The 20,196-nt window shown below is 61.5% G+C and carries 17 protein-coding genes, 1 pseudogene and 1 riboswitch; of the genes and pseudogenes, 12 read left to right on the top strand and 6 right to left on the bottom strand.

The genetic code is table 11. From position 1 onward, the window contains the following. Nucleotides 1–131: 131 nt before the first annotated feature. Nucleotides 132–1,811 (top strand): NAD+ synthase, encoded by a 1,680-nt coding sequence (locus AMK00_RS12095; RefSeq protein WP_064810512.1) that lies wholly within the window; start codon nucleotides 132–134, stop codon nucleotides 1,809–1,811. Between the two features lie 26 nt (nucleotides 1,812–1,837). Then, a complete protein-coding gene (locus AMK00_RS12090) occupies nucleotides 1,838–2,665 on the top strand; it encodes a TolB family protein (protein WP_064810511.1) in 828 nt (275 codons plus the stop codon). Here AMK00_RS12090 and AMK00_RS12085 read toward each other — a convergent pair. After that, on the bottom strand, nucleotides 2,662–3,726 hold the full coding sequence (locus AMK00_RS12085) for a 3-deoxy-7-phosphoheptulonate synthase (protein WP_064810510.1): 1,065 nt from the start codon (nucleotides 3,724–3,726) through the stop codon (nucleotides 2,662–2,664). The two genes, AMK00_RS12090 and AMK00_RS12085, sit on opposite strands and share 4 nt — an antisense overlap. Nucleotides 3,727–4,100: 374 nt before the next feature. Further along, nucleotides 4,101–4,286: riboswitch (cobalamin riboswitch) on the top strand. A 42-nt stretch (nucleotides 4,287–4,328) separates the two neighbouring features. On the opposite strand from AMK00_RS12085, the gene bluB reads away from it, so the two are divergent. After that, the gene (bluB, locus tag AMK00_RS12080) at nucleotides 4,329–5,018 is read left to right on the top strand and encodes a 5,6-dimethylbenzimidazole synthase (protein WP_064810509.1); all 690 of its coding nucleotides are present in this window, start codon (nucleotides 4,329–4,331) and stop codon (nucleotides 5,016–5,018) included. A gap of 3 nt (nucleotides 5,019–5,021) precedes the next feature. On the opposite strand, the gene AMK00_RS12075 is transcribed toward bluB, so the two are convergent. Beyond that, entirely contained in the window at nucleotides 5,022–6,119 is a 1,098-nt protein-coding gene (locus tag AMK00_RS12075) for a DUF2865 domain-containing protein (RefSeq protein ID WP_064810508.1), read from the bottom strand. A 281-nt stretch (nucleotides 6,120–6,400) separates the two neighbouring features. Here AMK00_RS12075 and AMK00_RS12070 point away from each other — a divergent pair, with 281 nt between their 5' ends. The 4 genes from AMK00_RS12070 to AMK00_RS12055 all read left to right on the top strand — a co-directional run bounded on the left by AMK00_RS12070 (nucleotide 6,401) and on the right by AMK00_RS12055 (nucleotide 9,146). Beyond that, on the top strand, nucleotides 6,401–6,763 hold the full coding sequence (locus AMK00_RS12070; protein ID WP_064810507.1) for a YciI family protein: 363 nt from the start codon (nucleotides 6,401–6,403) through the stop codon (nucleotides 6,761–6,763). Next, nucleotides 6,760–7,998, top strand: coding sequence for an RNA polymerase sigma factor (locus tag AMK00_RS12065; RefSeq protein ID WP_064810506.1), 1,239 nt, complete (start codon nucleotides 6,760–6,762; stop codon nucleotides 7,996–7,998). The genes AMK00_RS12070 and AMK00_RS12065 overlap by 4 nt, the downstream gene beginning before the upstream one ends. A 76-nt stretch (nucleotides 7,999–8,074) precedes the next feature. Further along, nucleotides 8,075–8,446 carry a VOC family protein gene (locus AMK00_RS12060; RefSeq protein WP_082240299.1) on the top strand — a complete coding sequence of 124 codons (372 nt, stop codon included), beginning with the start codon at nucleotides 8,075–8,077 and terminating at the stop codon, nucleotides 8,444–8,446. A gap of 166 nt (nucleotides 8,447–8,612) precedes the next feature. After that, on the top strand, nucleotides 8,613–9,146 hold the full coding sequence (locus tag AMK00_RS12055) for a ribonuclease H family protein (RefSeq protein WP_064810505.1): 534 nt from the start codon (nucleotides 8,613–8,615) through the stop codon (nucleotides 9,144–9,146). 91 nt (nucleotides 9,147–9,237) lie between these two features. Here the strand turns inward: AMK00_RS12055 and AMK00_RS12050 are convergent, their stop codons facing one another. Continuing rightward, the gene (locus AMK00_RS12050) at nucleotides 9,238–11,550 is read right to left on the bottom strand and encodes an NADP-dependent malic enzyme (RefSeq protein WP_064810504.1); all 2,313 of its coding nucleotides are present in this window, start codon (nucleotides 11,548–11,550) and stop codon (nucleotides 9,238–9,240) included. A 239-nt stretch (nucleotides 11,551–11,789) separates the two neighbouring features. Between AMK00_RS12050 and AMK00_RS12045 the strand changes: the two genes are divergently transcribed. Next, on the top strand, nucleotides 11,790–13,229 hold the full coding sequence (locus tag AMK00_RS12045) for an FAD-binding oxidoreductase (protein WP_064811700.1): 1,440 nt from the start codon (nucleotides 11,790–11,792) through the stop codon (nucleotides 13,227–13,229). A 179-nt stretch (nucleotides 13,230–13,408) separates the two neighbouring features. On the opposite strand, the pseudogene AMK00_RS12040 reads toward AMK00_RS12045, so the two are convergent. Together AMK00_RS12040 and AMK00_RS12035 are read right to left on the bottom strand one after the other, a co-directional pair. Further along, nucleotides 13,409–14,146 (bottom strand): annotated as a pseudogene (locus AMK00_RS12040) (histidine phosphatase family protein); the annotation flags it as partial. A 187-nt stretch (nucleotides 14,147–14,333) separates the two neighbouring features. Then, nucleotides 14,334–14,666 (bottom strand): hypothetical protein, encoded by a 333-nt coding sequence (locus AMK00_RS12035; RefSeq protein ID WP_064811699.1) that lies wholly within the window; start codon nucleotides 14,664–14,666, stop codon nucleotides 14,334–14,336. Nucleotides 14,667–14,912: 246 nt separating this feature from the next. On the opposite strand from AMK00_RS12035, the gene AMK00_RS12030 reads away from it, so the two are divergent. Continuing rightward, complete coding sequence (locus tag AMK00_RS12030; protein ID WP_064802994.1) at nucleotides 14,913–15,755, top strand: UDP-2,3-diacylglucosamine diphosphatase; 843 nt, start codon at nucleotides 14,913–14,915, stop codon at nucleotides 15,753–15,755. Nucleotides 15,756–15,919: 164 nt separating this feature from the next. Then, nucleotides 15,920–17,137 carry an MFS transporter gene (locus tag AMK00_RS12025; protein ID WP_064810503.1) on the top strand — a complete coding sequence of 406 codons (1,218 nt, stop codon included), beginning with the start codon at nucleotides 15,920–15,922 and terminating at the stop codon, nucleotides 17,135–17,137. Here AMK00_RS12025 and dgcA read toward each other — a convergent pair. Continuing rightward, nucleotides 17,089–18,072, bottom strand: a complete 984-nt coding sequence (dgcA, locus tag AMK00_RS12020) for an N-acetyl-D-Glu racemase DgcA (RefSeq protein WP_064810502.1) — start codon at nucleotides 18,070–18,072, stop codon at nucleotides 17,089–17,091. The genes AMK00_RS12025 and dgcA overlap by 49 nt on opposite strands. Nucleotides 18,073–18,172: 100 nt before the next feature. Here dgcA and AMK00_RS12015 point away from each other — a divergent pair, with 100 nt between their 5' ends. Both AMK00_RS12015 and AMK00_RS12010 read left to right on the top strand, forming a co-directional pair. Continuing rightward, nucleotides 18,173–19,342 carry an MlaE family lipid ABC transporter permease subunit gene (locus AMK00_RS12015; protein ID WP_189637601.1) on the top strand — a complete coding sequence of 390 codons (1,170 nt, stop codon included), beginning with the start codon at nucleotides 18,173–18,175 and terminating at the stop codon, nucleotides 19,340–19,342. Nucleotide 19,343: 1 nt separating this feature from the next. Then, nucleotides 19,344–20,189: an ABC transporter ATP-binding protein gene (locus AMK00_RS12010; protein WP_064802987.1), complete on the top strand. Its 846-nt coding sequence runs from the start codon at nucleotides 19,344–19,346 to the stop codon at nucleotides 20,187–20,189. Nucleotides 20,190–20,196 lie beyond the last annotated feature (7 nt).

The following is a 20,196-nucleotide window of genomic DNA, read 5'->3' as shown; positions in this document are numbered from 1 at the left end:
CGCCGGTAAATTGCAATGCATCGGTGCCGTAAGCCTCCAGCGCGCCTGTTCACGAAAAATTCGTGAGCTCGGTGCAACGCTTTGGTCGCGAACGTGTTGCGGTAACGGGAGCCGCAGGCTAAACAAATGACATGACACAGGAAAACGCTCTCTCCGATATCTTCCGCATCGCTATCGGCCAGCTCAATCCCACGGTCGGTGATGTCGCCTGCAATCTTGCCAAGGCACGTGAAGCACGCGCTGATGCAGGCCGAGAGGGCGCGCATCTGCTCGTGTTGACCGAGCTTTTCATCTCCGGCTATCCGCCGGAGGACCTGGTGCTGAAGCCGGCCTTCATCCGCGCCTGCTGGAAGGCGGTGGAAAGCCTTGCGGCGGACACCGCCGATGGTGGGCCGGGCGTCGTCATCGGATTCCCCAGGCAGGACGAGAGGGGGCGTTATAATTCCGTCGCCGTGCTCGACGGCGGCAAGGTTATCGCAGTGCGCGACAAGGTCGATCTGCCGAATTACGGTGAGTTCGATGAGAAGCGGGTCTTCGTGCAGGGGGCGATGCCGGGGCCGGTCAATTTCCGCGGCGTGCGGCTCGGCATTCCGATCTGCGAAGATATCTGGGGTGATCTCGGCGTTTGCGAGACGCTGGCCGAAAGCGGGGCGGAGATCCTGCTGTCGCCGAACGGGTCTCCCTATTATCGCGGTAAGGTCGATATCCGTCACCAGGTGGTACTGAAGCAGGTGATCGAGACCGGCCTGCCGCTGATCTATGCCGCCCAACTCGGAGGGCAGGACGAGCTCGTGTTCGACGGGGCGAGCTTCGCCTTCAACGCCGACAAATCGCTCGCCTTCCAGATGAGCCAGTTCGAGACAGCGCTTGCAGTGACGACATGGAAACGTGGGGGAGCCGGCTGGCACTGCGCCGAAGGGCCGATGGCGCGTATCCCCGAGGGTGAGGAGGCCGATTATCGCGCCTGCCTGCTTGGCTTCCGCGACTACGTCAATAAAAACGGTTTCAAAACTGTCGTTCTCGGCCTTTCCGGCGGCATAGACTCAGCGATCTGCACAGCGATCGCGGTCGATGCTCTCGGAGAGGAGCGGGTGCGAACGGTGATGCTGCCCTATCGTTACACGTCGGAAGATTCACTGAAGGATGCAGCCGACTGCGCCAAGGCGCTCGGCTGCCGCTATGACATCGTACCGATCGAGCAGCCGGTGACCGGCTTCAGCAGCTCGCTGTCCAACCTCTTCGAGGGTACGGAGAGCGGAATCACCGAGGAGAACTTGCAGAGCCGCGCGCGCGGCGTCATCCTGATGGCGATCTCCAACAAGTTCGGCGCGATGGTAGTGACGACGGGCAACAAGTCGGAAATGTCGGTCGGCTACGCCACGCTGTATGGCGACATGAACGGCGGCTTCAATCCGATCAAGGACCTCTACAAGATGCAGGTCTATGCGCTAGCCCGCTGGCGCAACGAGAATGTGCCGCCGGGCGCGCTAGGCCCGTCGGGTGAAGTGATTCCGCAGAATATCATCGACAAGGCACCATCGGCCGAGCTGCGTCCCGATCAAAAGGATCAGGATTCGCTGCCGCCTTATCCCGTTCTCGACGATATTCTCGAGTGCCTGGTGGAGAAGGAAATGGCTGTTGAGGAGATCGTCGCGCGCGGCCATGACGTAGCGACCGTTCACCGGGTCGAGCATCTGCTCTATCTCGCCGAATATAAGCGCCGGCAATCGGCGCCGGGCGTGAAGATCACCAAGAAGAATTTCGGCCGCGACCGGCGCTATCCGATCACCAATCGATTCCGCGATCGCTGACGCAATCGACATATCAGTGAGGCAACATGCGCAGCTCGGTCGAGATCTACAATGTGGGGACGGGCAGGGCTCGCGAGGTCTGGCAAACGGACAGGCTGGTGGAAGCGCCGAACTTCTCGCCTGATGGTTCCTACCTGCTGCTCAACGGCGACGGGCTGCTCTTCCGGCTGCCGCTCGATGGCGGCGAGGTGGTCAGGGTCGATACGGGCTTTGCCGTCAATTGCAACAATGATCACGGCATTTCACCTGATGGCACCGAAATCGTCATCTCGGACAAGACCGAATTCGGCAAGTCGGCCATCTATATCCTGCCGATCGAAGGCGGCACGCCGCGGCTCGTCACTGAAAACCACCCCTCCTACTGGCATGGTTGGTCGCCGGACGGGCGTCAGCTCGCTTATTGCGGCATCCGCGACGATCTCTTTGACATCTATACCATTTCCGTTGACGGCGGCGCCGAGACGCGGCTGACGCATGGCGAAGGCCGCAACGATGGACCGGATTATTCGGCCGACGGACAATGGATCTACTTCAATTCCAGCCGCACCGGGCTGATGCAGATCTGGCGTATCCACCCCGACGGCACGGGCCTCGAGCAGGTGACCTCGGACAATCAGGGCAATTGGTTCGCCCATCCGTCGCCGAAAAATGACAAGGTGCTGATCCTGTCCTATGACCCCTCGGTTTTCGATCATCCGCGCGATCTCGACGTGCGGCTGCGGCTGATGGACATGGATGGCGGCAACCTGAAAACGCTGTTCGAACTTTTCGGTGGGCAGGGCACGATCAATGTGCCCTGCTGGTCTCCTGATGGCGAAGAATTCGCTTATGTGCGCTATTTCCCGGCTGATTAAGCCGCTGCCGCCTTGCGCCGCGCGCCAGCGGCTTTCGCCAAGTCTTCCAGTACGGCGACCGACATGTCCCAGTCGATGCAGCCATCGGTGATCGACTGGCCGTAGACCAGCGGTTTGCCGGGGACGAGATCCTGGCGGCCGGCGACGAGGTTGCTCTCGATCATCATACCCTTGATGTGGCGGTTGCCGGCGGCGATCTGCGAGGCCACGGATTTGACGACGCGCGGCTGGTTCATCGGATCCTTGCGGCTGTTGGCATGGCTGGCATCGATCAGGATGCGCGGGGTCACGCCTAGCTTGACGGCCTCGCCGACCACAGCTTCGACATCGTCCGCTTCATAGTTCGGCTGTTTGCCGCCGCGCAGGATGATGTGGCAGTCCTCGTTGCCCTTCGTCGAGGCAATGGCGGCCTGCCCGTCCTTGGTGACGGCGGGGAAGTGATGCGGCTGCGATGCGGCCAGGATGGCGTCGAGCGCGACACGGACGCCGCCGTCGGTGCCGTTCTTGAAGCCGATCGGGCAGGAGAGGCCGGAGGCGAGCTGGCGATGGATCTGGCTTTCGGTCGTACGCGCGCCGATCGCGCCCCAGCTGACAAGGTCGGCAATGTATTGCGGCGTGATCGTCTCGAGGAATTCAACCCCAGCGGGCAGGCCCATTGCGTTGATGTCGAGCAGCAGGCGCCTGGCAATGCGAAGCCCTTCCTCGATGCGGTAGCTGCCGTCGAGATGCGGGTCGTTCATCAGACCCTTCCAGCCGACCGTGGTGCGGGGCTTTTCGAAATAGACGCGCATGACGATTTCCAGATCACTGGAGAAGCGCTGTCGCTGCTCGGCCAGCCGCGCGGCATATTCGCGTGCGGCAACCGGATCGTGGATGGAGCAGGGGCCGATGACGACGATCAGGCGGTCGTCTTCTCCCTCGAGGATCTGATGGATCGCATGACGGTTGCTGGTCACCGTCTCGCTGACGGCAACGGTTCGGGGGATTTCCGCGATGATATCTGCGGGTTTGGTGAGCGGGGTGATTTCGAGGATACGCAGATCATCAATGGTATCGGGCACGGCATGGCTCCTGTTTGGTCATACCGTGCGGAACAAAAAAGCCGCCAGGTAGACTAGCGGCTGTTCGGGTGGTCGTCGCGTCGAATTCAGTTACGCACGGGCCCGCATCCGCTGGGAGCAGCGGTACCAATAAAATCGCGAGGCGTAGACAGAAGTGACCGACATGCGGCGTGTTTAGCGTGGCGGCCTTCCGTTGTCACGCAGAATCTGCGGCCTGAAAGAGGGCTTGGGCGTGCAGCAGTCTCCAATGCATTTGCGAGCGTGGTCGTGACCGGCCGCCGCCTGTTCACCGGCACGTCAGGCGGAAAAATCGCTGTTTGCCTAACGGCCTCATCGGGCTCGGCTGCCTCCGCTTGCCCGCGAAGCGCTTTCCTGAAATAGATACCTCGTCAGGTGCCCGCTTTCACGCGGGAGAATCGGGAATCCGGTGCAAGACCGGAACGTGCCCAACGCTGTAAGGCCGACGCCCGCCGCTTCATCATGCCACTGGCTTTGGCCGGGAAGGCTGCGGCAGACGGATGACGCCAAGTCAGAAGACCGGCCTGGCAAGATAGACCCAACCCGCGCGGACGGCGGGCGGTTGCGTTGTTGGGGATTTGACGATGCGACCCTTTGTTGAGGATGCCCTGTCGGAGGCATCCGGTTTTTCTCCGGCCGAACGCGAGGCCGTGTATCACGCGATCCTGACCCGACGCGACGTGCGCAGCCAGTTCCTGCCCGATCCGTTGCCGGACGATGTCGTGGCGCGGCTTCTGATGGCCGCCCATCACGCTCCCTCCGTCGGCTTCATGCAGCCGTGGAACTTCATCCTGGTGAAAAGCGAATCCGTGCGCGCGCGTGTCCGGGACGCTTTTGCACAGGCCAACGAAGAGGCGGCACTGATGTTCGACGGCGAACGGCGGCAGGCCTACCGCTCCCTCAAGCTCGAAGGCATCGTGGAGGCGCCGCTCGGCATATGCGTGACCTGCGATCCCACCCGCGGCGGCAGCGTGGTGCTGGGACGGACGCACAATCCGCGGATGGATTCCTATTCGACCGTTTGCGCAATCCAGAATCTCTGGCTTGCGGCCCGCGCCGAAGGGGTCGGCATCGGCTGGGTCAGCATCTTTCGTGAAGGCGACCTGAAAACAATTCTCGGCATACCCGAGCATATCGAGGTGGTCGCGTGGCTCTGTGCCGGCTTTGTCGACCGGCTTTATGATGAACCGGAACTCTCGGTCAAAGGTTGGCGGCAGCGGCTACCGCTCGAGGAACTCGTGTTCCATGATGGATGGGGACGCAACGACCCTTAGCGATTACTGCTGTTGTGGTTGCGGGCCCGGCGTTGCCGGATTGGCAAGGTCGATCGAGCCCTGGTCGCCGGCAAGGAATTGCGGGCCGACCTGACGGACCTTGTTCTGCGTGGGGTCGTAGGGACGTTCGGGAACGGATGGCTGCGGCGGGGCTGGTGCTGCCGCGGTATCTTTCGCCGGCGGATTGGTGCGGACCGTCGTGATCGAGCCCTGCTGCGGCGGTTCGCTCAGGGCCTGTTTGCCGCGCATCTCCTCGTAATAGGCGGTGAGATTGCAGGCGCAGGAATTTTTTTCGCCAGGCGCGCGGTTCTTGTAGGCGAAGGCGTTCTTCATGGCGCTATAGGGCGCACCCGTTGCGGCCGAAATCATGTTCGAGGCTTCGGTGCTGGTCACGTCGCGATAAAAGAGCTCGGTCTCGATGCCGGGGCACATCTTGGCGCAGGTCTGGGCATCGCGGCCGAAATCGACCGAGGTGGTGTTCGAACTGATCGGGAAGAAGCCGCCGTCGCAGCTGCGAACGCAGATGGTGCTGACCGGCGAAAACATTTCGGTCCTCGGCAGACCATAACGCGGATCGGCCTCTTCACCGCCGCCGAGCGGGATGAATGTGTCGGTGCGCATCGCCTGTTCCTCTACGCTTGGGGCGGGCTCGCTGGCGCTGCGCTCTGTCGGGGCATAGAAATTTTCGCTGTTGCAGCCATTGCGTTCGAGTGCCGCCGTCAATTCTCGGCGCGCGTCGTCATCGCCGGCCTGGCTGCGCAGCTCGTTGCGGCGGTCCTGGAGATAGCGGATATTCTCGATCATCCGGGCTTCGGCGTCAGAAAGCTCGGCGCAAAAATCGGCATTCTCACCGCCGATCACGACCATGCTGCCTGAGGTGCAGCCATAGCTGCGCAGATCGTTGCGGACTTTGCGCAATTCGAGGTTTTGCTCGGCGATTGCGCTGGCGTATTGGCGGGCTTCCGGACCGTTATTGTTGCCGATCGATCGTGGTAGGTCGGCAAGGCGACCGCGCAAGTCATTGCAAATAGCGCTGCTCTGTGCGGCGGCCGGCGATGCCAGCGCAAGCACAAGAGCAAGAGACAGGTTTCGGCGTTTCACGGCGTTGTCCGGGAATGAGAAAGTGTCGATCGGTCAAAGGTGGCGTCCATCCGCCGTACCTTGTCTCTTAACGTGTTTCTCTTAATAAGCTTGGATCAATTCCTAGCGCATTTTCGAGATTTTATCCAGAAGATGCAGGTAATCCTCCGTCAGGTAAGTCGGCACAGCATTGCACCCGGAGGCGGACACTGGAGCCGTCAACAGCAGTTCCCTTCTTCATACGAATTGTTATTCTCGGCGCTCGTTCCTGTGGGGAATTGGCTTTCACTGAGGATGAAGCAATGCGCTACATGCTGATGCTGCATGCGGACGAAACTGCCGGGAACTCCATAGCGCCCGAGGACATGGCGCGTTTCATGGGGCAGATGTATGCCTATCAACAAGCGCTGGAGAAGGCGGCTGCGTTCGTCTCGAGCAATGCGCTCGTCAGCTCCTCTGAGGCCAGTCTCGTTCGTGTTCAAGGAAACGAGGTCAGCGTTCTGGACGGCCCTTATGCCGATGTTCGCGAACAGTTCGGTGGGTACTTTATCATCGACGTCGCCGATATGGACGAGGCCAACAAATGGGCGGCACGCTGCCCTGCCGCGACCTGGGGAACCGTTGAGGTTCGTCGCATCAGGGACGCGTCGGAATATGCGGAATGACGGTTTCTGGTTCCAGCGTTGCCCGAGGTGTAGCAGAGCGGGTGGCGCGCGAGAGCTACGGCCGACTCGTCGCTTATCTTGGCGGGCGCTTGGGTGATATCGCGTCCGCCGAGGATGCGCTCGCGACGGCTTTCCTCACGGCTCTCGAAAAATGGCCTGTCGATGGCGTGCCCGACAACCCCGATGCCTGGCTGTTGACCATCGCCCGCAGGCGCAAGCTCGATGACTGGCGCAGGCACAAAGTGAAGGCGAAGAGCGCCGATCATCTTGCTCTCATTACCGAGGAACTCTCGACCGCGGCGGAAATGGACGAGGAGATTGCGGACAGGCGACTGGCGCTCATGTTTGCCTGCGCACATCCTGGCATCGATGTCTCGGCGCGAACGCCGCTGATCCTCCAGACCGTGCTGGGCTTGACCGCTGCAGATATCGGCGCACGGTTTCTCGTCTCTCCTGGGGCCATGGGGCAGAGGCTTGTAAGAGCCAAAGCGAGGATCAGAGATGAGAAAATTCCGTTCCTTGTGCCGGAGAAGGAGGAACTGTCGCACCGCTTGCCGCCTGTACTCGCCTCCATCTATGCCGCCTATACCAGCGGGTGGATGGACATCGACGGGGCGGAAGCGCTTGGACAAGAGGCAATCTGGCTCGCAAGCGTGGTCGTATCCCTGCTTCCGCAAGAGCCGGAACCGAAAGGTCTTCTCGCGTTGATGCTTTATACGGAGGCGCGGCGATCGTCTCGCAGAGGCCCCGACGGCGCATTCGTACCGCTGGACAGCCAGGATGTCGGACTTTGGGATCGCAAGCAATTGCGCCTCGCCGAAGGACTCCTCAGAGAAGCAAATGCAAACGGTCCGACCGGCCGCTACCAGATCGAGGCGGCCATCCAATCTGCTCATGTCGCGCGCCGTTTGAGCGGTATCTCAAACTGGCAGGCCGTCGTTTCTCTCTATGACGTGCTGGGCAGGATTGCCCCGTCGCCTGTCGTGACACTCAATCGGTGCGTGGCCCTCATGCGGATAGGGCAGGTGGACGCGGCTCTTGATGACATACATGCGCTTGCCCGCGATCCGCGAATGGCCGACTACCTGCCGTATTGGACGGCCCGCGCGCAGATTTGCGCCGATCTAGGCAGGCATGTCGAGGCGGCGGAAGCTTTCACGATCGCTATCGGATTGTGTTGGTCGGAGGCAGAACGACGCCACCTCGAAGAACAGCGCTCAAAAGTTTTGTGTTGATGCGAGCTTTTTTGCGCGGCCTGTCGAAATCGACAACTCCTTCACGACATCCGTTTGTCCAACCAAGGAGTACGACATGACCACCACTTCAATAACTGTCCAGAGCATCTTCGCCTCCGCCGCCGTTTCCAACTTTGACGAGGCGCTCATCTGGTATGAGAAGCTCATGGGACGTCCCGCAGATAGCAAACCGATACCGGGCATGGCTCAGTGGCGTAATATGGGCGGAGCCGGCCTGCAGGTCTGGAAGGATAACGAACGCGCCGGCAACGGGATCATAACGATCGTCGTCCCCGAGCTCGAGGTTGAGCTCGAAAGGCTTTCGCGTCAGGGCTTGCAACTCGCCAACAAAATCGAAGGCGACTTTGGGCGCGTGGCTCAGATATTCGACGGTGAGGGCAACCGGATCAACCTGGCCGAGCCTCCCAAACGATCTGCGAACAACTGACGTCGCCGTCTCCAGACCGTTCAGCCTTTGGCCCAGAGCAATGCCTGCTTTGGGCCAAGGCCAGAAGCGGCTGCCAGACCATCGGCGCCGCTGACATCAGTAGTTGACACAACGGAAGGTACAATTCCAATGTCCGCTTCGGGCAACGGGCTTAGCGAAGGCGAAAATGGCAGTCATTTCCACCGAGCTATGCTGCCCCGCAATGACAGCCGGGGTGCCGGAAGCTCAACACGGGCTCCACGTCTTCGTGGACGGTTGTTATGACCCCTGTTCCGGGCACGGAGGCTGGGCCTTTGTCGTCTATCGCGAGGCGGCGGAAATCGCATCCAGCTTCGGCGGTGTGCGTGATTCCGCCAATAATTCGATGGAATTGACCGCCGTCTTGCAGGCAGTCATGTGGATCAATAGCGAAGCAACGGGCGAAGCCGCGACCATCTGGTCGGATTCGATCTATGCCGTCAAAGGCTGCAACGACAGGCGGCACATTTGGAAGAATAACGGCTGGAAGAAAAGCGGTCCGAACGGGCACGCCCGAAGCCGGACCATCGCTAATGCGGAACTCTGGAAAGCGGTCGATCTTCAACTATCACAGAATGCCCTGGTAACCATTGCCTGGTGCAAGGGTCATTGCGGCATCGCCGGCAACGAACGCGCGGATGAGCTTGCGGATGGAGGACGGCTATCGGTACAGGGTGCGTGACATCTCTAGCATATCAACCGCTGGAGATGCTCGGGACAAGCCCGAGCATCACGAAATAGGCCCTGCCGACTTTATCAGCAGCCTGCAGCTTTCACGCCGGCTGCGATGCCTCGACGACGGCGAGTGCGGCCATGTTGACGACGCCGCGAGAGGTGACCGAGGGTGCGAGGATGTGGGCCGGCATGGCGGCGCCGAGCAGGATCGGGCCGACATGCAGGCCGTCGGTCATCGACTTCACAACGCCGAGCGTGATGTTGGCGGCATCGAGGTTCGGGAAGACGAGGAGGTTCGCCTCGTCATGCAGCGTGGTGTGCGGCATGACGCGCTTGCGTAGCGCTTCGGTGATGGCGCTTTCGCCGTGCATTTCGCCATCGACTTCGAGATCGGGGGCAGCGTCGCGTACAAGCTGTAGCGCGTTGCGCATCTTTGTCGCGCTTTCGGACTCGCGCGAGCCGAAATTGGAATGCGAGACGAGGGCAGCGCGCGGCGTGATGCCGAAGCGGCGGATTTCCTCGGCCGCCATGACAGTCGCCTCGGCGATCTCTTCGGCGCTCGGATTGAAAGTGACGTAGGTGTCGGTGAAGAAGGTGGCGCCACGCTGCGAGATCATCAGGCTCAGCGCCGAGAAATCGCGGACATCCTTGCGTTTGCCGATGATCTGACGCACGTCGCGCAGGTGCTTTTCATAACGGCCTTCGAGGCCGCAGATCAGCGCATCGGCCTCGCCGCGCCTCAGCGCCAGCGCGCCGATGACAGTCGTATTGGTGCGCACGATGGTGCGGGCGGCTTCCGGGATGACGCCGCGGCGGCCGACGAGCGAGAAATAGAGATCGACATATTCGCGGAAACGCGGATCGTCTTCCGGATTGATGACCTCGAAATCCTGCAACGGCCGGATGCGCAGCCCGTAGCGTTTGAGGCGCGTCTCGATGACCTGCGGGCGGCCGATCAGGATCGGTTTGGCCAAGCCTTCCTCGAGCAGCACCTGGGCGGCGCGCAACACGCGCTCATCCTCACCTTCGGAGAAGATGACGCGCTTGCGCTCGGCGGTCTTTGCCGCCGTGAAGATCGGCTTCATGACGAAGCCGGAACGGAAGACGAAACGGTTCAGCTGATCGAGATAGGCGTCGAAATCCTGGATCGGGCGGCGCGCGACGCCGCTCCGTTCGGCGGCCTTTGCGGCGGCAGGGGCGATGCGCAGGATGAGGCGCGGATCGAAGGGGGAAGGGATCAGATAGTCGGGGCCGAAGACCGGAGTCTCGCCGGAATAGGCGCGGGCAGCGACGTCGGAGGGTTCTTCGCGGGCAAGCGCTGCGATAGCGCGCACGGCCGCCATCTTCATTTCCTCATTGATCGTCTCGGCGCCGCAATCGAGCGCGCCGCGGAAGATGTAGGGGAAGCAGAGGACGTTGTTGACCTGGTTGGCAAAGTCCGAGCGGCCAGTGCAGATCATTGCGTCGGGGCGGGCGGCGCGGGCGAGATCCGGCATAATCTCCGGCGTCGGATTGGCGAGCGCCATGATCAGCGGCTTGTCCGCCATTTGCGCCAGCAGCTCCGGCTTTAGGACGCCTGCAGCCGAGAGACCGAGGAAGACATCGGCGCCGCCGATATTTTCGGCGAGCGTGCGCGTGTCGCTCTTCTGGGCATAGACGGACTTCCACTCGTCCATCAGCTCGGTGCGGCCCTCGTAGACCAGGCCTTCAATATCGTGGACCCAGATGTTTTCGCGTTTAGCGCCGAGCGTCACCAGCAGATTGAGGCAGGCAAGGGCGGCCGCTCCCGCGCCCGAGGCGACGATCTTGACGTTCTCGATCGCTTTACCGGCAAGTTCCAGCCCGTTCAGGATTGCGGCGGCGACGATGATCGCGGTGCCGTGCTGGTCATCGTGGAACACCGGAATTTTCATCTTCTCGCGCAGGCGCCGCTCGACCTCGAAACATTCCGGCGCCTTGATGTCTTCGAGGTTGATGCCGCCGAAGGTCGGCTCCAGCGAGGAAACGGTCGAGACCATCTGATCGACGCTTGCGGCGTCGACCTCGATGTCGAAGACGTCGATGCCGGCGAATTTCTTGAAGAGCACGGCCTTGCCCTCCATGACCGGCTTCGAAGCCAGCGGCCCGATATTGCCGAGACCGAGCACGGCGGTGCCGTTGGAAATGACGGCGACGAGATTGGCGCGCGAGGTATATTCGGCCGCCATCTCCGGATTGTCGCGGATGGCAAGGCAGGGGGCGGCAACACCAGGCGAATAGGCGAGCGCCAGGTCGCGCTGATTGCCGAGCGGCTTGGTCGCCTGGATCTCCAGCTTGCCGGGGCGGGGATAGCGATGGAAGAAGAGCGCCTGCTCGTCGAGATCGCCGCCCGGCAGGTTCTTGTCCGTCTTGGATTTATCCTGGTGATCCATTGCCGCCTCCGTGCACGTCTTTTTCTGGAGTTCCCTCCATACATCAATCAGATACGGGCGACAGTATGGAAATGAGGGATGGTAGAAGTTTTCGTCGAGAGCGAGTGCCGTGTACTGCGGGTAGGCCTGACGTACCGTCATCGCCGGTACTAATCCTTTTGGAAAACTTGTTTGACGCCCCCTGCGAGCGCAAGATGCCGGCCGCGACGGTGCGGGGCGCCGGTCGCATGGAGGAAATCATGGACAATTTGAACCTCACGACCCTGCAACGGGGTCAGACGATGGTCAATGACGTGGCCATGGATGCGTTTGCCGCTGGTTTTCGCGGCAGTCTCCTGACCAGCAAAGACATGAATTACGGCGAGGCGCGGGCGATCTGGAACGCGATGATCGATCGCCGGCCGGGTCTGATTGCGCGCTGCGCAGGGGCGGCTGATGTGGTGCGCGCGGTGCGCTTTGCGCGCGACAACAATCTGCTCGTTTCGGTGCGCGGCGGCGGGCACGGCATTGCCGGCAATGCGGTCTGCGAAGGTGGTGTCGTTATCGACCTATCGCCGATGAAGTCCGTGCGGGTCGATCCCGAGATACGCCGCGCCAGGATCGAACCCGGCGCCACGCTCGGCGATGTCGACAAGGAAACGCTGGCCTTCGGACTGGTGCTGCCAACCGGTATCAATTCCACGACCGGCATAGCCGGCCTGACGCTCGGCGGCGGTTTCGGCTGGCTCACCCGGAAATTCGGTCTGACGCTCGACAATCTGATTTCCGTCGATGTGGTGACGGCCGATGGCGAACTGGTGAAGGCGAGCGAGACGGAGCGGCCGGACCTGTTTTGGGCGCTGCGCGGCGGCGGCGGCAATTTCGGTGTCGTGACCTCATTCGAATTCCAGCTCAACCCACTCCATCCGGAAGTTTTCGCCGGACTGGTGGTGCATCCCTTCGCCGATGCGGAAAAAGTTCTCAGGGAGTATCGGGAGGCGCTGGAAACAGCACCCGACGAGCTGACCTGCTGGGTGGTGATGCGCCAGGCGCCGCCGCTGCCTTTCCTTCCGGCTGAGTGGCATGGCAAGGAGATCGTGGTGCTCGCCATGTGCTATTGCGGGGACATGGCGGCGGGCGAAAAGGCGGCGGCTGGATTGCGCGGGATCGGAAAGCCGATCGCCGACATCGTCGGCCCAATGCCGTTCATCGGCTGGCAGCAGGCATTCGACCCGCTTCTAACGCCAGGCGCCCGTAACTATTGGAAGAGCCAGGATTTCGCCTCCCTTTCCGACGCGGCGATCGAGGTTCTCATCGATGCGGTGCGGAAGCTGCCGGGGCCGGAATGCGAAATATTCATCGGCCATGTTGGCGGCGCCGCCGGTCGCGTGCCGACCGAAGCCACGGCATTTCCACAGCGCAGTTCGCATTTCGTCATGAATGTCCATGCACGCTGGCGGGAAACCGAGATGGACGGAAACTGCGTTGGCTGGGCGCGCGAACTTTTCGAGGCAACCAAGCCGCATGCTGTGGGTACTGCCTACATCAACTTCATGCCGGAGGACGAGACCGACCGGGTCGAAATGGCTTACGGGGCCAATTATGCGCGCCTTTCGGAAATCAAGCTGCGCTATGATCCCAACAACCTGTTCCGGATGAATCAGAACGTGAAGCCGATGGCGGCGGTGCGAGCTGCGTGAAGAGCGTAGAAAACCCCGCCCCAACCCCTCCCCACAAGGGGGAGGGGCTAGGATGCCGCACCGTCCTTCTTTAACTCACCGTTTCATCCGCGGAGAGGCCGGGGTTTATCACCGTTGATGCCGCTCGTTAGTCCCTCCCCCTTGTGGGGAGGGGTTGGGGAGGGGTCTATCCGCCGCGCTTCGGGCGTCATCGTCACATCAGCGCCATATGCATCGCGCAGTCTGTCCTCCTGTCCCGGCTGCCGGTCGGCGGCCTGGTGCAGCAGTGTGGTGTCGTAGCCTTGCAGACGCGTTCCCTCGATCAGCGTGACGTCGGAATTCCCAGGATTGTCGGAGCGCTCGAACCAATCGACGGAGTGGTGCAGGAAATTCATTTCGACCGCCCGGTTGGTGACGCCATGGCCGACGATCGCGACATTGTGGTTGCCGCTTTCGGCCTCGCGCATGACGGTCTGGAGGAAGAGACGCACCCGCTGCGCCACATCTGCCCGGCTTTCGCCGTCCGGCGGCCGCGCATAGAACTTGCCGCTATTATTGCGCAGCCTCGCCCATTTTTCGAATTCCTCGGGGAATTTCTGTTTCTGCTCGGCATGGTCGTATATTTCGGTGAAGAGGCCGAAATCCTGCTCACGCAGGAGATAATCTTCCCTGACATCGCCGACGATGTTTTCCGGCAGCGCTTCGAGCAGCGCATCCTTGCTCTGGCGCGTGCGCAGAAACGGCGAATACCAGATATGCAGCTTCTGAAATCCCTGGCTCGGCAACCCTCTCAGGTACGAGGCGATGACAGCGCCTGCCTCCGCTGCCTGGCGATAGCCCCATTCCGTCAGCGGCACGTTATGATCGCCGAACTGGCGGTAGGCCTGCTCGTTGATATTGCCGAGGGATTCGCCATGGCGAACGAGAAAGAGACGCATCGGCCATCCCGCTTTTTCGGATATGAAATCGTCGTCATCATGAACGCGCTCGATCGGCAGGGCAACATCGCCGTCCGAAAGAGGGGCGAGTGTCCAGTGGCCGCTCCCCCCCCCCAATCCGCTTGGCCCGTCGAACTTGTTCACGTCGGTTTCAAAATCGACGAGCGAGAGGGCGTCTTCCGGGCTATCAGCGGCCCTGGAAGATCTTGATGAGCTTTGGCGTAAACCGGTGAGCCTTGATGTCGAGCAGATCCTGATACGTGGCGCGACCGGAGGTCGCGGCCGTCAGATATCGCTGGCAGGCGACCCTCGGAGCGTCCTTGTCGGAGGCGTTTGTCACGATCCCTGCGGTGCGACGCGCATTTGCATCGAAATCCTTTGCGCACACTTTGACGAACTCATTTCTCGCTCTCGCGCTGCCCTGCAGCAGCGTGACTGTCGCATCATAGTCCTGCTGCGTCGGTGCGCAGCCTGCAAGCAGTGCAATAGAAATCATTATTGTCGCGGTGTGGGCGCGCATCATCAATCCCCCAGGTTACGCCTTGATCGGCAGCTGCTGTTAATTTGATTCTCGGTATACGGGAAAGATCCGGAACATCGCGGCGAGAAATTATGATGATCGGATTTCCGATGTCGGTATTGCGAGCTTCGCCACCGACGAGATCGGCGTTTACCATCCGGACGGAATGGGTGGAGTCTGAAGGGCTTTTCCCCAGCTTGTCATCTTCCTGAAACACGAGTCTGGTTTTGGAAGGCTAGATGAAAGATGGGGCATGAGCGGCAGCTCGTGATAGACATGATGGAACCCAGACATTTCCGCACGCTCTTCATTTCCGATGTCCATCTCGGCTCGAAGGCCGCGAAGGCTGATTTCCTGCTGGATTTCCTGCGCTACCACGAGGCGGACACGATCGTGCTCGTCGGCGACATCGTCGACGGCTGGCGCCTGAAGCGCAGCTGGTATTGGCCGCAGGTCTGCAACGACGTCGTTCAGAAGCTGCTGCGCAAGGCGCGCAAGGGCACGCGCGTCGTCTACGTCCCGGGCAATCACGACGAATTTCTGCGCGACTTCCCGGGCATGCATTTCGGCGGCATCGAGGTCGTCGAGCGTATGATGCATGACGGCGCGGACGGCAAGAAATACCTGATCCTGCACGGCGACGAGTTCGACGTCGTCGTCCGCAACGCCCGCCTGCTCGCCTATCTCGGCGACTGGGCCTATGATACGGCGATTCGGATCAATATCCTGCTCGCGGCCGTACGCCGCCGCCTCGGTATGCCCTATTGGTCGTTCTCCGCCTGGGCGAAGCTGCAGGTCAAGCATGCGGTCAATTTCATCGGCGAGTTCGAGCGCGTCGTGGCCGAAGAGGCCCGCAAGAGCGGCGCCGACGGCGTGATCTGCGGCCACATCCACCACGCCATCATCCAGGACATGGACGGCATTCGCTACATCAACACGGGTGACTGGGTGGAAAGCTGCACGGCGGTTGCCGAACATGCCGACGGCACCTTCGAACTGATCACCTGGCGGGCGCTTGCCACCGCCGTACCGGCGCTTACCGCCGTCGAGCGTCCCGAAGAGGCGGAACTCGCCCCGCAGGCGGCTTGATTTTGGCGCCGTCGCAGTCGCGGCGGCTCTCCAGCAATTTAGCCGTTACCGCGAGGTGACAGGCCCAATTTATTTCTTAAAACGTTTCCGGACGGCTATTTCTCGCAATAGTCGCTTTCCGGGTGGTGTGTTAGGACAACGTCCAGTTTCCTTCAGGTCCACCCATGATTCCCGCTCAACATTCCTCGGGTGAGGGAGCGCCGCAGCGCTTCCGGCTGCTCAGCGCGCTGTCCTATTGCGCGCCGCTGCTCGTCAACGGCGTCGTGCTGCCGTTCTTCCCCGTTTGGCTGGAAACCCACAGTTTCAGCGACCATGAAATCGGCATCATCCTTGCCATACCAATGGTGGTTCGTGTTCTGGTGGCGCCTGTCGTCGCCATGATCGCCGACCGCCTGAAGGAGCGCGCCGACGTGTTGCTGTGGTCGGGCGGCCTGTCGCTGCTGACCGCAATCGCACTTTATTGGACGACGAGCTTCTGGCCGGTGACGATCGTCTTCGCGCTGCAGGGCGCCACCTTCGCGCCTTATCTGCCGGTCGTCGAATCGATCGTCATTTCGGGTGTGCGCCGCTGGGGGCTCGACTATGGATCGATGCGGGTGTGGGGGTCGATCGCCTTCATCATCTCGACGCTCCTCGGCGGTCAGCTGATCGGCCGGTGGGGCGGCGGCATGGTGCTCGTCGTGATGGTGTTCGGCTTCACGATGACCGTGGTGATGGCGATCTTCTGTCCGCGGATCGGACCGACGCGGCGGCGCGGCCAGCCGATCGATCTTCCGGCCGCCACCGGGCGCGGTCTGAGCGAGCCGCATTTGCTGCTGCTTCTGATCGGCGTCGCCATCCAGCAGTCGAGCCATGCGGTGCTTAATGCTTTTTCCTCGATCTATTGGCATCAGCTCGGCTTTTCCGGCACGCAAGTCGGCCTGCTCTGGAGCGCCGGCGTTGCCTCGGAGGTGACGGTGTTCTTTCTGTCGAAGCGTCTCAATCGGCGCTTCAGCGCTTGGACGCTTATCCGCTTCGGCTGCGCCGTCAGCGTCTGCCGCTGGATCCTGTTTCCCATGAACGCCGGTTTTGCCGGCTTCTTCCTGCTGCAATGTTTCCACGGCTTCACCTATGCCTTCGTGCACACCGGCGTGCAGCGGCGGATCATGGCGACGGTGCAGGAAACGCAGGAGGCCTCGGCGCAGGGCGCCTATTTCTTTTATGTCGGCATGGCGATGGGGTTGATGACCATCGCTTCGGGCTATCTTTACGCCTGGCTCGGCCTCGTCAGCTATTACGTTATGGCGCTCGTCGCGCTTTCCGGCCTCGGACTCGTCATCTCAGCCTATTATCTTCAGCCCCAGAGGGCGCTTTCCGGTGGAAAGACCACGGAAGCGGCGTAGCGCAGGCCGGGCTCGCGGTCGCGGGCAAGCAGCAGCGGGCCGTCGAGATCGACGAAATCGGCATTCTGCGCAAGCAGCACGGCCGGCGCCATGGCCAGCGAGGTGCCGACCATGCAGCCGATCATGATCGAAAAGCCGAGTCTCTCGGCTTCGGCCTTCATCGCCAAGGCCTCGGTGAGGCCGCCTGTTTTGTCGAGCTTGATGTTGATCGCATCATAGCGGTCGGCAAGACTTGCGAGATCGCCGGTGTGATGCACACTCTCGTCGGCGCAGACCAGCAGCGGGCGGCGGATTTCGGCAAGCAGCGCATCGCGGCCCGCCGGCAGCGGTTGCTCGACGAGGGCAACGCCCGCCTCTGCGGCGATCTGCAGATGACGTTCCAGCACCGCCTCCGGCCAGCCCTCATTGGCGTCGAGAATGATGGCGGCGTCGGGTGCGGCCGCGCGGACGGCGCGGATGCGGCTTTCATCGTCGCCGGTTCCGACCTTCACCTTGAGCAGAGCGCGACCGGCATGTTCGCGTGCGTGCGCGGCCATCACTTCCGGCTCACCGAGCGAGATGGTGTAGGCTGTCGTGAGCGGTTTGAGGGCGGTGAGGCCGAGGCGGGCAGCGACCGTTTGGCCAGTCCGTTTTGCTTCGAGATCCCAGAGAGCGCAATCAACGGCGTTGCGTGCCGCACCCGGCGGCATCGCCGACAAGAGATCGTCGCGCGAAATGCCGGATTCGACCAGCGGGCGCGCTGCCTCGATCTGCGCGAAGACGCTCTCCATGGTCTCGCCGTAGCGGCGGTAGGGCACACATTCGCCGTGCCCTTGCGCGCCTTCTTCTGTGACTGTGCAGGTAATGACCTCGGCCTTGGTCTTTGCGCCGCGCGAGATGGTGAAGGTCCCGGCAATCGGAAAGGAATTCATCTGGATATCGAGGGTGCGCGGCATTATTGCTATCCTGCGAGCATGGAAATTGGACGTTGCTTCTGTATATTGACGCGCCGGCGGCGACGATCCGCTTCGCGAGTCGGCAATGTCGCCGTAAGCCTTGAAAGACACAAGTATCTTGAACGCCGAGAATCGCAACGCCGCCTCGCTGCAAGTGGACGACCGGTCAGATGGTTCGGGGCAGCATGTTCGTCTCAGCGGCAACTGGCGCAGCGCCTATGTGCATCTTGTGCTGCGCGACTTCGAAAAGCTTCAGCGAGAGAAGACCGGCAATCTGACGCTCGATCTCTCCGATGTATCAGACATCGATACCGCCGGTATCTGGCTTCTGTGCCGGCTAAAGAAGGAGGCGGAGGCGACCGGACGCACGGTGCGCTTCGTCGGCACCAATCCGCATATCGACGAAATGCTGGAGATGTTTTCCGAGGAACCGGCCAAACCGGAGCCTGAACAGAAGGAAAAGGTCTCGATTGCCGCGCGTATCTTGGCGCCGGTCGGCAAGATGACCTACGACATCTGGGACAATCTCGCCGCCTCGATGTATATCCTCGGCTCGGCGGTGCGCGGGGCGCAGATGAAGCTCGGCCGCGGCAGCGGCGTTTCGCCGGCCTCGATCGTCAATCAGATCGATCACATGGGCGTGCGCGCCGTTCCGATCATCCTGCTGATGTCGTTTCTGATCGGTGCGATCATCGCCCAGCAGGGCGCCTTCCAGCTACGGTATTTCGGGGCGGAGGTGTTCGTCGTCGATCTCGTCGGCATTCTGCAATTGCGCGAAATCGGCGTGCTGCTGACCTCGATCATGATTGCCGGCCGCTCCGGCAGCGCGATCACCGCCGAAATCGGCTCGATGAAGATGCGCGAGGAGATCGACGCGCTGAAAGTGATGGGGCTGAACCCGATCGGCGTGCTGATCTTCCCGCGGCTAGTGGCGCTGACCATTGCCTTGCCGCTTCTGACGGTGCTGGCGAACTTCGCGTCGCTCGCCGGTGCAGCGGTTGTCGCCTGGGGCTATTCCGGCATCACCTTCGCCAATTTCCTGTCGCGGCTGCATGAGGCGATTACGCTGTCGACCGTGCTGTCGGGCATGATCAAGGCGCCGTTCATGGCGCTCGTCATCGGTATCGTCGCCGCCGTCGAAGGGCTGAAGGTCGGCGGCAGTGCGGAGTCGCTCGGCCAGCACGTGACGGCCTCGGTGGTGAAGGCGATTTTCGTCGTCATCCTGATGGACGGGCTTTTTGCGATGTTCTATGCAGCGATCGACTTCTAGCATGGCGGGCAGCGTGGACGAGCAACCGATCGAAAACGAAGGACAGGGCAGGGATGTCGTGCTTTCGGCGCGCGACGTCACCGTCGCCTTCGGCTCCAAGGTGGTGCTCGACAAACTGAACCTCGATATCTATCGCGGTGAGATCCTCGGCTTCGTCGGTGCGTCGGGCACCGGCAAATCGGTGCTGATGCGCACGGTGCTGAGGCTGCTGCCGCGCCGCTCCGGCACGATCAAGATCCTCGGCCAGGATTTCGACGAGCTCAACGAGCCGCAGCGCAACGCGCTCGACATGCGGCTCGGCGTGCTCTTCCAGCAAGGCGCATTGTTTTCATCACTGACCGTCAAGGAAAACATCCAAGTGCCGATGCGCGAATATCTCGATCTGCCGCACTCGCTGATGGATGAGCTGGCGCATCTGAAGATCCGCATGGTGGGGCTGGCGGCCGATGCCGCCGACAAATATCCGTCCGAGCTTTCGGGCGGCATGATCAAGCGTGCCGCGCTTGCCCGCGCCCTGGCGCTCGATCCCGAGCTCGTCTTTCTGGACGAACCGACTTCAGGTCTCGATCCGATCGGGGCGGCCGAGTTCGACGAACTCATTGCCAATCTGCGCGATAGTCTCGGACTGACCGTCTATATGGTGACGCACGATCTCGACAGCCTGTTTTCGGTTTGTGACCGTATTGCCGTGCTCGGAAAGAAGCGGGTAATGGTGGAAGGCACGATCGACGACATGCTGGCCTATGACGATCCGTGGGTGCAGGCCTATTTTAGAGGAAAGCGAGCACGGTCGATCGTGCCGCAGGACAATGGCGCGCGGCACGATAATGGCAGCGGCGGGAAGTGATCGGATA

The sequence above is a fragment of the Rhizobium sp. N621 genome (genome assembly GCF_001664325.1).
Lineage (GTDB): Bacteria > Pseudomonadota > Alphaproteobacteria > Rhizobiales > Rhizobiaceae > Rhizobium > Rhizobium esperanzae.
This window is presented reverse-complemented; position numbering and strand designations above follow the sequence as displayed.